The following is a 12,061-nucleotide window of genomic DNA, read 5'->3' as shown; positions in this document are numbered from 1 at the left end:
ACCATGCTCGAGCACATCCGCGGTCTCGTCACCGCCATCATCTCGCCCATCGCCCGCCTGCTGCTGCGTCTGGGCGTCAGCCCGGACGCGATCACGATCGTCGGTACCGTCGCGACCTGCACGGCCGCGCTGTGGTTCGCGCCGCGTGGCGAGCTGATCGCCGCCGCCCTGAGCGTGACGGTCTTCGCGCTGTTCGACCTGCTCGACGGGACCATGGCCCGGATGAGCAACCGGGTGAGCAAGTTCGGGGCCTTCCTCGACTCGACCCTCGACCGGATCGCCGACGCGGTGGTCTTCGGCGCGGTGATCCTCTACTTCGGTGGCCCGGGCGACTCGATGGTCGGGGCCGGGCTGGCGCTGCTGTGCCTGGTGACGGGCGTGACCACCTCCTATGCGCGTGCTCGCGCCGAGTCACTCGGCTTCACGGCGCGCGTCGGGCTGATGGAGCGGGCGGACCGTCTCGTCGTGCTGGGCATCGCGGCCATCGCCGCCGAGGTGAGTGACAACCCGATGGTGCTCGCCTGGGGCCTGGGTGTGCTCGGGGTCCTCAGCGCCATGACGGTCGTGCAGCGCATCCTGGCCGTGCGCAGCCAGGCGCACGCCGTCGAGCACTCGGGTGGGGTCGAAAAATAGCGCGAAAGCGCCTCTCGCGACCGTCACCACGCCATACATTCACGCTCGTGAACGACGACCACGAGATGTTGCTTGCCGAGTACGCCACGTTGCGCGCCGAGATCGAGCACTCGGTGGAGAGGCGCTTCCGCATCGTCACCGCCGGCGCTGCTGTCATCCCCGTGGTCCAGTTCGTCGGCAACCGCTACGACATCGGGTTCGTCAGCCTCGGTCTCCCGCTCCTGGTGTTGATCATCGCGCTGCTCTTCACGGCCGAGAACAACGGCATCATGCGCGCGGGTCGCTACATCCGTGAGGTGATCGAGCCGCGCCTGTATCCCGACGGGGCCGGGTGGGAACGCTGGCTGGAGTGCCAGGAGGACTTCGACGCCCGGCTCGTGGACAAGATGGTCGTGATCGGTTTCTACCTGATCGAGTCGCTCTACTACGTGATCGGTGTGGTCATCGGACTCCAGTTCGCCCGTCAGATGGGGCTGGGGCCCAACGTCCTCTGGACCTTGGGGGTCACCTACGCCCTGCTGTTCGTCCTCATCGCCTACCTGGCGGTGAAGCAGCCACGGATCAGGACCGTTCTCCTCGAGGAGCGCGCGCCCCGCGTCAAGCCCCGCTCCAAGTCCCGGTCCAAGTCCCGCAGCAGCTGACCTGCGGAGGGTCCTGAGTTCGTTCGAGGGCCTCGATCGCCGTACGATTGAGGGTATGGCGCAGACCCCCACCACCGACGTCCCGACCACTGGCACCTCCCGCGTCAAGCGGGGCATGGCCGAGATGCTCAAGGGCGGCGTCATCATGGACGTCGTCAACGCCGAGCAGGCCAAGATCGCCGAGGACGCGGGCGCCGTGGCCGTCATGGCCCTCGAGCGGGTTCCCGCCGACATCCGCGCCCAGGGCGGGGTCAGCCGGATGAGCGACCCCGACATGATCGACGGCATCATCGAGGCCGTCTCGATCCCGGTGATGGCCAAGGCCCGCATCGGCCACTTCGCCGAGGCGCAGGTCCTGCAGTCGCTCGGGGTGGACTACATCGACGAGTCCGAGGTCCTGACGCCGGCCGACTATGCCAACCACATCGACAAGTGGGAGTTCACCGTCCCCTTCGTGTGCGGTGCCACCAACCTCGGTGAGGCGCTGCGCCGGATCACCGAGGGCGCGGCGATGATCCGCTCCAAGGGCGAGGCCGGCACCGGTGACGTCTCCAACGCCGTGACCCACATGCGCACGATCCGCGCCGAGCTGCGCCGCCTCCACGGGCTGGAGGCCGACGAGCTCTATGTCGCGGCCAAGGAGCTGCAGGCGCCCTACGACCTCGTCAAGGAGGTCGCCGAGGCCGGCAAGCTGCCCGTCGTGCTCTTCACCGCCGGTGGTATCGCCACCCCCGCCGACGCCGCGATGATGATGCAGCTCGGCGCCGAGGGCGTCTTCGTCGGCTCGGGCATCTTCAAGTCCGGCAACCCGGCCGAGCGCGCCGAGGCGATCGTCAAGGCGACGACCTTCTTCGACGACCCCGACGTGGTCGCGAAGGTCAGCCGGGGCCTGGGCGAGGCCATGGTCGGCATCAACGTCGACGAGATCCCGCAGCCCCACCGGCTCGCCGAGCGCGGCTGGTGAACCTGTAGCTCGGACGCTGGTCATGGCGGCGTCGCCGTCGTGACCGGTGGGGCAGTCACCGCCTCTTCTGAGCGGCAAGCTGCGCAATCTCCTGGGGCCCCATCTCGTCCGGGTCACTCTCGACACTGCGTACGTCGCCGCGCGCGCCGGTGGGGTCGGGAGGGGACTACGTCGTCCATCACGCACACGACCCCCGGACCTACCTCTGGCTCCCGGCCCGTCTGTGCGCCTTCTCCTGCCTGGGCCGCGGTCTGGCCCGATCGGCTGCGGCTGGTCCTGGTGGGAACCCCACCCGATCCGGCTCGGGAGTGCCAGGTGCGACCCGGGAATGGCCCGAACGGTGACGCAACCGCCGTCGGGGCTAGTGCAAGGTGACTATCTGTTGACTTTTCAACACAAAAGTAACGGGAGATCCACAAGATAGGGCTCGTTGGGAACAGAACATCCTCTGTTCGCCCTGATCCACGATCTTCAGGAGCCTGAAATGAACAAGTCCACCAAGGGTCTCATCGCAGCGGCCGCCGGCGTCACCCTCCTCACCGGCGTCGGGGGCACGTTCGCCAACTGGTCGGAGAACAAGGCCGCTGCGCCAGGCAGCGTGACCGCTGGTCACCTCAACCTGACGGTTGACGCCGGCTCGTGGAAGGACGTCACCATCTCGGGCAGCCCGGTGTCGATCACTGACGTCGCGGCCTTCCGGATGGTGCCCGGTGACGTCCTCCAGTACAAGACCATCGTCACGCCGGACATGGTGGGTGACAACCTGAAGGCGACCTTGACGGCCACCCTGCCCGCCGAGGCGGGCACGCTCGCCGGTGCGGTCACGACGACCTCGGTCTTCGATGACTCGGGCCTGGCGACGAGGCAGCTCGACGAGTCCAACGACACCGCGGTCGGCATCACTGTCACGGTCACGATGCCCGCTGACACCACGACGGGTGAAGACCAGACCCTCGACCTGAGCGACCTCACCGTCGACCTGGTCCAGAACGCCAACCCGGTCGTCTGATCTGAGGCCTGAGCGTCACCATGTCTCCCTCGAGACGCGCAGCTGAACCGCGGCACCGCGCTGCAGTTCGGCAGCGCCCCACCAGGGTGGCCAGCTCGATGCTGGCCGCCCTGCTGGGCGTTCTCGTCCTGACCAGCAGCCTGGGGACCTGGAGCGGGTGGCAGGAGCAGGTCACCCACACGCTGGGCGACATCCAGGCCGGTTCGGTGTCCATGAGTGGGACGAGCGAGCTCCAGCTGCTCTCTCGCCAGCCGGTCGGTACGCGGACCTATCTCTCGACCGCGAGCTGCCCGGCCACCGCGCCATACGTCGAGTGCCGGGTCGTCACCGACACGCTGCCCAGCGAGCGGGTGGTCCCGGGCGACACCGTCCAGCTAATTCGCACGGTGACCCTGACGGGCGAGGGAAACAACCTGACGGGCGACCTGGTCTTCGACGCGGGGCCGCTGGTCAACCAGGCGCCTGAGTCGTCGCTCCTGTCCCGTTCCGCCGTCGTGACGCTGGGCCTCACCCGGCCCAACGGGTCGTCGGTGCCCGTCTCCGGGTTGATCTCGACGGTCTCGATCTCACCCACCGCAGGCCAGTTCGGGACCTACACCGCCGTCGCCCTGATCCAGCTGCCGGTCGACAACGCCGGTGCGCGCTGGGAGGCCGCGCTGACGTCCCAGACGCTCGACCTCGGCACGTTGAAGACCACCTTCTCCCAGACGAACTGATCGAGTGAGGAGCACGATGAGCAAGCGCACAGGATGGGGTCTGGTCGCGGCAGCGTCCCTCGCCGTCGCTGCTGCCCCCGCACTCCTCACGTCGCCCGGGACGACCCACGCCGGCTGGCGCGAGGAGCTCACCGTCTCCGTGCCCGACAGCCAGTCCGGCGTCTACAGCATCACCGCCACCGACAGCACCAACACGGTCGACCACGCCCAGGCTGCCGTGTCCGACGTCGCCAACGAGCCGTCGATGACCCTCAAGAACAACGCCACCCGGGTCTCCGGCGCCATCGACGTGGTCAGCGTCAGGGCGACAGTGCCGGCCAGCAACACCAAGAGCTCCCTGCTCAGCAACGTCCGGCTCAGCTATGACCCGACCACGATCAACTGCCTGAGCGGAGCCTCGGGGACCCCCTACTGGAACGTCACCGGCGGCGCTCTGGTCAGCGGCACCGAATACTTCCGAAGCGGACCGGACGTGACCGGGGACGACCTGGCGCCTGCTCAGACGAAGACGCTGTGCCCGTTGGTGACGCGGTCCGGCACCGACCGCGACTTCCTCCTGTCGCACGGCGGCCGCCAGCTCGACATCCAGACGAAGGTCAGGCAGCGGATGCATGCTCCCGCCACCGCGTCGTCGGTGACCGTCACGATCAACAGCAGGTATCAGGTGAAGCTGCCTCCCCCCACCATCGGCGCTGACGGGATCGTGTGCTCCCGAGCCAGCAGCCTGGGGGATCGCTTTCCGACCACCGGCACCCACGCGATGCTCTACTGGGGCTGGCCGTTCGCCGCCGACGGCTGGGAGTTCGGACGGCGGACCATCAGCACACCGGCGATGAACCGGTTCGTGGTCATGCGACAGAACCCCACGTCAGGGGTCTGGGCCCCGTTCATCGCCGGCCTCGACCAGGCGGCCACCAGCCCGGTCGTCACGACGAGCGGCGATCACCGGTTCGCCCTGGAGTATGCGAGTGGATATGGCAGTGCGATCAACAGCGACTGGATCAACAACAACGACGGTGACAATGCGACGGGTGGTGCCTGGGTGAACTTCAAGATCCGCGCCTTCCCCTATGCCGGTTCGACGATCTATGTCGACTCGGACTGGATCGTCCAGCTGCGCGAACAGGACAACCAGGCCAGGTGCGGCACGGTCTCGGCCAACCCGAGCTCCGCCCCGGTAGGACTCGGCTGATGCGCTGGCTCAAGCTCCTCGTCCGGGTCGCCATGTGGCTGATCACCCTCGTCGCAGCCGGCCTCCTCGTCACGCTCGTCGCTGTCCCGAAGGTCAACGGCTGGGTCCCGCTCACGGTCCTCTCCGGCTCCATGACACCGACCTATCCCTTGGGCAGCCAGGTCGTCGTGGAGCGCGTGGACGGCGTCGACGACGCCAACAAGCTCAGGGTGGGTGACGTCATCACCTTCCTGCCCAAGGCCGGTGACAGCAGCCTGACGACCCACCGGATCGTGAAGAAGGCCTTCCGCCAGGACGGGATGGCTGTCTTCACCACGCGCGGCGACGCCAACAGCAGCGACGACCCCTATCAGCTGACCGAGCAGCAGATCCGCGGCAGGGCGAGATATCACGTGCCATACGCCGGATACGTCGCCACCGCCTTGACCCAGGACAAGAAGAACACCGGCATCTACGTCCTGGGTGGCGGGCTCCTCCTCTATTCCGCGGCGCAGACGATGCTCGCCGCTCTCAGCCGCCGATCACGCTCGAAGCCCCCTGCCGGACACCGTGCCGGACACCGTGCCGGACACCGTGCCGAGCCCGGTGCCGGACATCGAGCCCACTCCAGTGCTGGACACCGCTACGGTCACAACGCCGGACGCCGCCCGGGGCACCGCGCCGAGCTGGCCACCACGAGTCGCTAGGACACCGCGATGCTTGCGCACCCACCTTCTCCGTACGTCGCCGCGATCGACCCGTGCCTGGGTCTGCTCCGAACGGTCCTCGAGCCGTGGGAGGTGGCCCAGATCGAGGTTGCGACCCGCCTCGTCTGGGGCTCGACCACCACGCCGATGGATCGGCGTGGAGGTCGGGAAGCGCCGGGCGAGATCGGCCAGGATCGGGCCGACGGCACAGCTGCCTCGCTGCGCCCGAAGGTGCTGGTGGTCGCCGCGGCCCTGGCCCTCGCTGCCGGGGTGCTGCGACGACACCCGCGCTTCAGCGCAGCGCCGAGGTGACGACCTCGGCGGCATCGGCGAGACCGTAGTCCGGCGTCTCGTCGAAGGACAGGGCGCCGATCCGGACCACGATCGTGCGGCTGCGCGGGTCGACCATCAGCGTCTGCCCGCCCAGTCCCAGGGCGGCATACAGCGACGACGGGGCGCCCGGGACCAGCGTGCCGTCGCGTGGTTCCACCGGTTGGCCCGTGGGATCGACGGCGTCGAGCGCGCCGCGCAGCTCGCCCGGACGGTTGAGCCACCACAGATAGCCGTAGGCGGCGTTGAGCGGTGTGGAGGAACGGCCCACCGAGGCAGTGACGAAGCGGCGGGGGAGAAGCCGTCGGCCGTCGACCACCCCCTTGTCGAGGAAGAGCTGGCCGAAGCGGGCGATGTCGAGACAGGTCGTCTGCATCCCGAAGAACACGTTGGTCGAGCGACCGCTGGCGTCGCGCGTGAGTCGTGTGTGCGACATCCCGAGCGGCTCGAACAGCTGCTCCTCGGCGAACTCGTCCGTGGGCTGCCCGGTCGCCTTGGCCAGGACCCGGTCGAGGACCTGGATCGCGGCGTTGTTGTAGGCCCAGGCAGTCCCGGGTGGGTGCTGCTGGTCGAGCCCGACGGCATAGCGGGTGCGGTCTCGTGCCTGAACCATCCGGCTGTAGTCGGAGTCGCTCGACCAGAAGCGCCCGCTGTCGTTGGCCAGCAGGTTGCGGATCGTCACCCCTGACGACGCGGTGCCGCGCCACTGCGGCACATAGCGGGCGACCTTGTCGTCCAGCTCGAGGTCGCCGTCAGCGGCAGCGATCCCCACCAGCGCGCTGGCGACCGACTTGGTCACGGAGAAGACCTCGCGAGGGGTCTCCCGAGGTTGGTTCCAGTTCCAGTCGCGGGCGAGCTGGCCGCGGCGCAGGACTGCGTAGCAGGTGGAGCCTGTTGACTTGGCGTGTCGAGCGAGCTCCTCGAGACGACCGGCCCTGAACCCCAGCTTCGCCGGGGCTGCCGTCGACCATCCGTCGACCCCTGGGGTCGGCAGCTCCAGCCGCTCGGAGGAGACGGATTTCTCGGCCGGCGGACCGGGAGCCACGCCGGGCAGCGCGGCGCAGGACACCAGCGCGGCGGTCGAGAGTGCTGTGCCGACCACCGCCAGGGCCTTGGAGGAGAGTCGGAGTCGGTGCATGCCCCGAGGATAGGTCCGTGTCCCAGCGCTCTAGGCTTTCGCGGCGTGACCCCCGTGATCGGCGTGTTCGGCCTGCAGGGCGACGTGCGTGAGCACCTCGCCGTCCTCACCGCGCTGGGCACGCACGCCGTCGCCGTACGCCGTCCCGAGGAGCTCGGGCGCTGCGACGGCTTCGTGATCCCCGGCGGGGAGTCGACCACGATGTTCAAGCTCGCCCGGACCTTCGAGCTGTTCGAGCCGCTGCAGGAGCGGATCCGCGGGGGCATGCCGACGTTCGGCACCTGCGCGGGCATGATCATGCTCGCCGACCGGGTCGTCGACGGCACCGCCGACCAGGAGACCCTCGGCGGGCTCGACGTCACGGTCCGGCGCAACGCCTTCGGCCGCCAGGTCGACTCCTTCGAGGGGGAGGTCGCCTTCGACGGCTTCGACGAGCCCGTGCCCGCGGTGTTCATCCGGGCGCCGTGGGTCGAGGAGGCAGGCGCAGGAGTCGAGGTGCTCGCCCGCGTCGAGGCAGGGCAGGCGGCGGGTAGGATCGTCGCCGTTCGCGAAGGGCACGTGATGGCGACGGCGTTCCACCCCGAAGTCGGCAGGGACGACCGGATCCACCGCTACTTCGTCGACCTCGTCACGACCGCGTAGAAGAGGGAGCCTGATGTCCGGCCATTCCAAGTGGGCGACAACGAAGCACAAGAAGGCCGCGATCGACGCCAAGCGCGGCAAGCTCTTCGCCAAGCTGATCAAGAACATCGAGATCGCAGCCAAGATGGGTGGGCCCGACCTCACGGGCAACCCCACGCTGTTCGACGCGGTGCAGAAGGCCAAGAAGCAGTCGGTCCCCAACAAGAACATCGACTCCGCGGTCAAGCGCGGCGGCGGCCTCGAAGGCACTGGGGTCAACTACGAGACGATCATGTACGAGGTCTACGGCCCGGCCGGCGTGGCCTTCCTGGTCGAGTGCCTGACCGACAACAAGAATCGCGCCGCGATGGAGGTGCGCACGGCGGTCAGCCGCAACGGAGGCACGCTCGCGGACCCGGGTTCGGTCTCTCGCCTCTTCACCCGCAAGGGCGTCATCGTCGTGCCGAAGTCGCAGGAGAAGGACGGATCAGTCTCCGAGGTGTCGGAGGACATGGTGCTCGAGGCGACCCTGGACGCCGGGGCCGAGGACGTCGACGACCAGGCCGAGTCCTTCCGGGTCATCTCGGAGGCCACCGACGTGGTCGCCGTCCGTACGTCGCTCCAGACCGCCGCGATCGACTACGACTCAGCCGACGTCGAGTTCGTGCCGAGCATGGAGATCCCGGTCGACAAGGACGCGGCGGTCAAGGTGCTCAAGCTCGCGGATGCCCTCGAGGACCTCGACGACGTGCAGAACGTCTTCACCAACGTCGACATCCCCGACGACGTGATGGCGCAGCTCGACGACGACGACGAGGAGTGACGCCGGAGCGGTCCCTGCGTGTCGCGTCCGCTCACCCCGGCGGCACGGGTTAGCGTTTGCCCGAACAGACGTTCGGACGGAAGGCTGACCTCATGCGAGTGCTCGGGATCGATCCCGGTCTGACGCGCTGCGGTGTCGGCGTCGTCGAAGGGTCGGTGGGGCGCCCGCTCACCCTGATCGACGTCAACGTGATCCGCACGAGCGCCAGCGAGCACATCGCGCAGCGGCTGGTCACCATCGAACGCGGTCTCGACGCCTGGCTCGACGAGTTCCAGCCCGACGCCGTCGCGGTCGAGCGCGTCTTCGCGCGCTCCGACTCCAGCACGATCATGGGCACCGCGCAGGCGAGCGGCATCGCGCTCGTGGTGGCCGCACGCCGGGGACTGCCCGTCGCGCTGCACACCCCCAGCGAGGTCAAGGCCGCCGTCTCGGGGAGCGGCCGCGCCGACAAGGCCCAGGTCGGCGCCATGGTGACGCGGATCCTGCGTCTCGACGCGCCCCCGAAGCCGGCTGACGCCGCCGACGCGCTGGCGCTGGCCATCACCCACATCTGGCGCGGTGGCGCCCAGGCCCGGATCGACGCAGCCCTGGCTGCAGCAGGGAGACGACCATGATCGCCTTCGTCCGCGGCGAGGTCGCGGCGCTCACCCTCACCAGCGCGGTGCTCGAGGTCGGTGGCATCGGGCTCGAGCTGATGTGCACCCCCAACACGTTGGCGACGCTGCGAGTCGGCGCCAACGCCACCCTGCCGACGAGCATGGTCGTGCGTGAGGACTCACTGACGGTCTTCGGGTTCCTCGACGACGACGAGAAGCAGGTCTTCGAGCTCGTCCAGACCGCCTCCGGGGTCGGTCCCAAGGTGGCCCAGGCCATGGTCGCGGTGTTGTCGCCCGACGACCTGCGCGCAGCGGTCGCCGGTGAGGACGTCAAGACCCTGACCCGCGTCCCCGGCATCGGACAGAAGGGCGCCCAGCGGATCATCCTCGAGCTCAAGGACCGGATCGGCGCCCCCACGGGTCCGCGCCTGGCCGGTCAGGCGCCGAGGCCCGGTCAGCCGTGGCGCGACCAGGTCCACCAGGGCCTGGTCGGTCTCGGGTGGTCGGCCAAGGAGGCGGACAAGGCGGTCGACGCGGTCGCGGACGAGGCCGGCGCCACCCCCGACATACCAGCCCTGCTGCGGGCTGCCCTGCGCACCTTGAGCAGGGCCTGAGTCGATGGACTGGGACCAGGACATCGACGAGACCCTCGACGACGAGCTCGCCGAGAGCGAGCTGACTCCGGCCGAGGCAGCGCACTTCCAGCGCCTCACCTCCGCCGACGCCGACGGTGACGAGCGCGCCGTCGAGGCGGCGCTGCGACCGCGCAGCCTCGACGAGGTCGTGGGACAGACGCGCGTGCGCGACCAGCTCGGCCTCGTCCTCGAGGCCGCTCGGCGACGCGGCAAGGCGCCCGACCACGTGCTCCTGTCCGGGCCTCCCGGACTCGGCAAGACCACCCTGGCGATGATCGTGGCCGCCGAGATGAACGTGCCGCTGCGGCTGACGAGCGGCCCGGCCATCACCCACGCCGGTGACCTGGCGGCGATCCTGTCCGGGCTCAACGAGGGCGACGTGCTCTTCGTCGACGAGATCCACCGGATGTCGCGCCCCGCCGAGGAGATGCTCTATCTCGCGATGGAGGACTTCCGGGTCGACGTCATCATCGGCAAGGGCCCGGGCGCCACCGCGATCCCGCTCGAGATCCCGCCCTTCACCCTGGTCGGGGCGACGACCCGCGCCGGGTTGCTGCCCGGGCCGCTGCGTGACCGCTTCGGGTTCACCGCCCACCTCGAGTTCTACGAGCCACACGAGCTCGACCGGATCGTGCACCGCTCGGCCGGGATGCTCGGGGTCGACCTGACCCCCGAGGGTTCCAGCGAGATCGCCGGCCGATCACGCGGCACCCCCCGCATCGCCAACCGGCTGCTGAGACGGGTGCGCGACTTCGCGCAGGTCAGGGCCGACGGCGTGGTCACCATCGGGGTGGCCCGATCGGCGCTGGAGCTCTATGAGGTCGATGAGTCCGGCCTCGACCGACTCGACCGCGCCGTGCTCGACGTGCTGTGCAGCCGCTTCGGCGGCGGCCCGGTCGGGGTCTCCACGCTGGCCGTGGCCGTGGGGGAGGAGCGCGAGACCGTCGAGGAGGTGGCCGAGCCGTTCCTGGTCCGCAAGGGCTTCCTGGCCAGGACTCCCCGCGGGCGGGTCGCGACCCCGGCGGCGTGGGCCCACCTCGGGCTGACCCCGCCCGCGATGCCGGTCACCGACTCGAGCCTCTTCGACGACGTCTGAAGTCGGGGCTGCGACCCCGGTCGACGTAGACTCCCGTGCTGGCCACCGCCACAGCTGACCGGTGCAGCGTCAGGGCCTCCGACCTCCCGACACGAAGGTGTGATCCTTGAACGACCTCGCCTCATTCCTGCCCCTCGTCGCGCTCGCGCTGCTCTTCTGGCTGCTGATCGTGCGTCCGGCCTCGCGCCGGCAGAAGGCGACCGCGAAGCTCCAGGCAGAGCTGCAGCCCGGCCAGCGCGTGATGCTGACGTCGGGGATCTATGGCACCGTCCAGTCCTTGACCGAGGACACCGCGCTGCTCCAGATCGCCGAAGGAACAGTCATCGAGGTCGTGCGCGGCGCGATCGGCGCCGTCGACTCGCCCCAGGCGGGCACGACCGATCCCGAAACGCTCGCCTGACGTGGTCGAGCCTGCCGTGACCAGCACCATCGAGGCGGCCCGCAAGGCGATGGCGCGCCTGGTGGTCGACGTCCCCGACCACCCCACGCCCGGCGTGGTGTTCAAGGACATCACCCCGCTGCTGGCCGACCACGACGGCTTCAGCGCCGTCACGGCGGCCCTCGCCGACCTCGGTCGCGACGCGGCTGGAGCGTTCGTCGACAAGGTCGTCGGGATGGAGGCGCGTGGCTTCATCCTCGCGGCCCCGGTCGCGCTCGCGCTCGGCACCGGCTTCGTGCCGGTCCGCAAACCCGGCAAGCTGCCGCGCGAGACGCACGAGGTGGCCTTCTCCCTGGAATACGGCGACGCCACCCTCCAGATCCACCGCGACTCCATCACCCCCGGAGACCGGGTCCTGCTGGTCGACGACGTGCTGGCCACCGGTGGCACCGTCGCGGCCACCCGGGAGCTGGTCGAGGCCTGTGGCGGGACGTGTGTCGGCGTCGCCGTACTCATGGAGCTCGGCTTCCTCGGCGGCCGGTCCAAGCTCGGCGACCTGCCGGTCAGCGCGATCACCACCGTCTAGGTCAGGCCGGGCCCGC

16 protein-coding genes are annotated in these 12,061 nt (G+C 69.4%); 15 read left to right on the top strand and 1 reads right to left on the bottom strand.

The genetic code is table 11. From position 1 onward, the window contains the following. Positions 1–3 precede the first annotated feature (3 nt). The 8 genes from pgsA to G7071_RS16330 all read left to right on the top strand — a co-directional run bounded on the left by pgsA (position 4) and on the right by G7071_RS16330 (position 6,153). A complete protein-coding gene (gene pgsA, locus G7071_RS16365) occupies positions 4–633 on the top strand; it encodes a phosphatidylinositol phosphate synthase (protein ID WP_166320454.1) in 630 nt (209 codons plus the stop codon). A 47-nt stretch (positions 634–680) separates the two neighbouring features. Then, the gene (locus G7071_RS16360) at positions 681–1,274 is read left to right on the top strand and encodes a hypothetical protein (RefSeq protein WP_166320453.1); all 594 of its coding nucleotides are present in this window, start codon (positions 681–683) and stop codon (positions 1,272–1,274) included. A 55-nt stretch (positions 1,275–1,329) separates the two neighbouring features. Then, the gene (pdxS, locus tag G7071_RS16355) at positions 1,330–2,238 is read left to right on the top strand and encodes a pyridoxal 5'-phosphate synthase lyase subunit PdxS (protein ID WP_166320452.1); all 909 of its coding nucleotides are present in this window, start codon (positions 1,330–1,332) and stop codon (positions 2,236–2,238) included. Positions 2,239–2,722: 484 nt separating this feature from the next. Next, on the top strand, positions 2,723–3,247 hold the full coding sequence (locus G7071_RS16350; protein ID WP_166320451.1) for an alternate-type signal peptide domain-containing protein: 525 nt from the start codon (positions 2,723–2,725) through the stop codon (positions 3,245–3,247). A gap of 86 nt (positions 3,248–3,333) precedes the next feature. Beyond that, the gene (locus G7071_RS16345; protein ID WP_166320450.1) at positions 3,334–3,963 is read left to right on the top strand and encodes a hypothetical protein; all 630 of its coding nucleotides are present in this window, start codon (positions 3,334–3,336) and stop codon (positions 3,961–3,963) included. A gap of 16 nt (positions 3,964–3,979) precedes the next feature. Next, positions 3,980–5,155: a hypothetical protein gene (locus G7071_RS16340; RefSeq protein ID WP_166320449.1), complete on the top strand. Its 1,176-nt coding sequence runs from the start codon at positions 3,980–3,982 to the stop codon at positions 5,153–5,155. Continuing rightward, entirely contained in the window at positions 5,155–5,841 is a 687-nt protein-coding gene (locus G7071_RS16335; protein ID WP_166320448.1) for a signal peptidase I, read from the top strand. Before G7071_RS16340 ends, G7071_RS16335 begins: the two co-directional genes overlap by 1 nt. Before the next feature lie 9 nt (positions 5,842–5,850). Beyond that, a complete protein-coding gene (locus G7071_RS16330; protein ID WP_166320447.1) occupies positions 5,851–6,153 on the top strand; it encodes a hypothetical protein in 303 nt (100 codons plus the stop codon). On the opposite strand, the gene G7071_RS16325 is transcribed toward G7071_RS16330, so the two are convergent. Further along, positions 6,134–7,309 carry a serine hydrolase domain-containing protein gene (locus G7071_RS16325; protein WP_166320446.1) on the bottom strand — a complete coding sequence of 392 codons (1,176 nt, stop codon included), beginning with the start codon at positions 7,307–7,309 and terminating at the stop codon, positions 6,134–6,136. The two genes, G7071_RS16330 and G7071_RS16325, sit on opposite strands and share 20 nt — an antisense overlap. A 45-nt stretch (positions 7,310–7,354) precedes the next feature. On the opposite strand from G7071_RS16325, the gene pdxT reads away from it, so the two are divergent. From pdxT to G7071_RS16290, 7 genes are all read left to right on the top strand, one after another. Further along, positions 7,355–7,951 (top strand): pyridoxal 5'-phosphate synthase glutaminase subunit PdxT, encoded by a 597-nt coding sequence (gene pdxT, locus G7071_RS16320; RefSeq protein ID WP_246210084.1) that lies wholly within the window; start codon positions 7,355–7,357, stop codon positions 7,949–7,951. Positions 7,952–7,964: 13 nt separating this feature from the next. After that, positions 7,965–8,753 carry a YebC/PmpR family DNA-binding transcriptional regulator gene (locus G7071_RS16315; RefSeq protein ID WP_166320445.1) on the top strand — a complete coding sequence of 263 codons (789 nt, stop codon included), beginning with the start codon at positions 7,965–7,967 and terminating at the stop codon, positions 8,751–8,753. Positions 8,754–8,845: 92 nt separating this feature from the next. After that, on the top strand, positions 8,846–9,367 hold the full coding sequence (gene ruvC, locus G7071_RS16310) for a crossover junction endodeoxyribonuclease RuvC (protein ID WP_166320444.1): 522 nt from the start codon (positions 8,846–8,848) through the stop codon (positions 9,365–9,367). Further along, a complete protein-coding gene (gene ruvA / locus G7071_RS16305; protein ID WP_166320443.1) occupies positions 9,364–9,963 on the top strand; it encodes a Holliday junction branch migration protein RuvA in 600 nt (199 codons plus the stop codon). Before ruvC ends, ruvA begins: the two co-directional genes overlap by 4 nt. 4 nt (positions 9,964–9,967) lie before the next feature. After that, positions 9,968–11,080 (top strand): Holliday junction branch migration DNA helicase RuvB, encoded by a 1,113-nt coding sequence (gene ruvB, locus G7071_RS16300; protein ID WP_166320442.1) that lies wholly within the window; start codon positions 9,968–9,970, stop codon positions 11,078–11,080. A gap of 106 nt (positions 11,081–11,186) precedes the next feature. Next, positions 11,187–11,480, top strand: coding sequence for a preprotein translocase subunit YajC (yajC, locus tag G7071_RS16295; RefSeq protein WP_166320441.1), 294 nt, complete (start codon positions 11,187–11,189; stop codon positions 11,478–11,480). A gap of 49 nt (positions 11,481–11,529) precedes the next feature. Beyond that, complete coding sequence (locus tag G7071_RS16290) at positions 11,530–12,045, top strand: adenine phosphoribosyltransferase (protein WP_166321243.1); 516 nt, start codon at positions 11,530–11,532, stop codon at positions 12,043–12,045. Positions 12,046–12,061 lie beyond the last annotated feature (16 nt).

This window comes from Nocardioides piscis, assembly GCF_011300215.1.
Taxonomy (GTDB): Bacteria; Actinomycetota; Actinomycetes; order Propionibacteriales; family Nocardioidaceae; genus Nocardioides; species Nocardioides piscis.
This window is presented reverse-complemented; position numbering and strand designations above follow the sequence as displayed.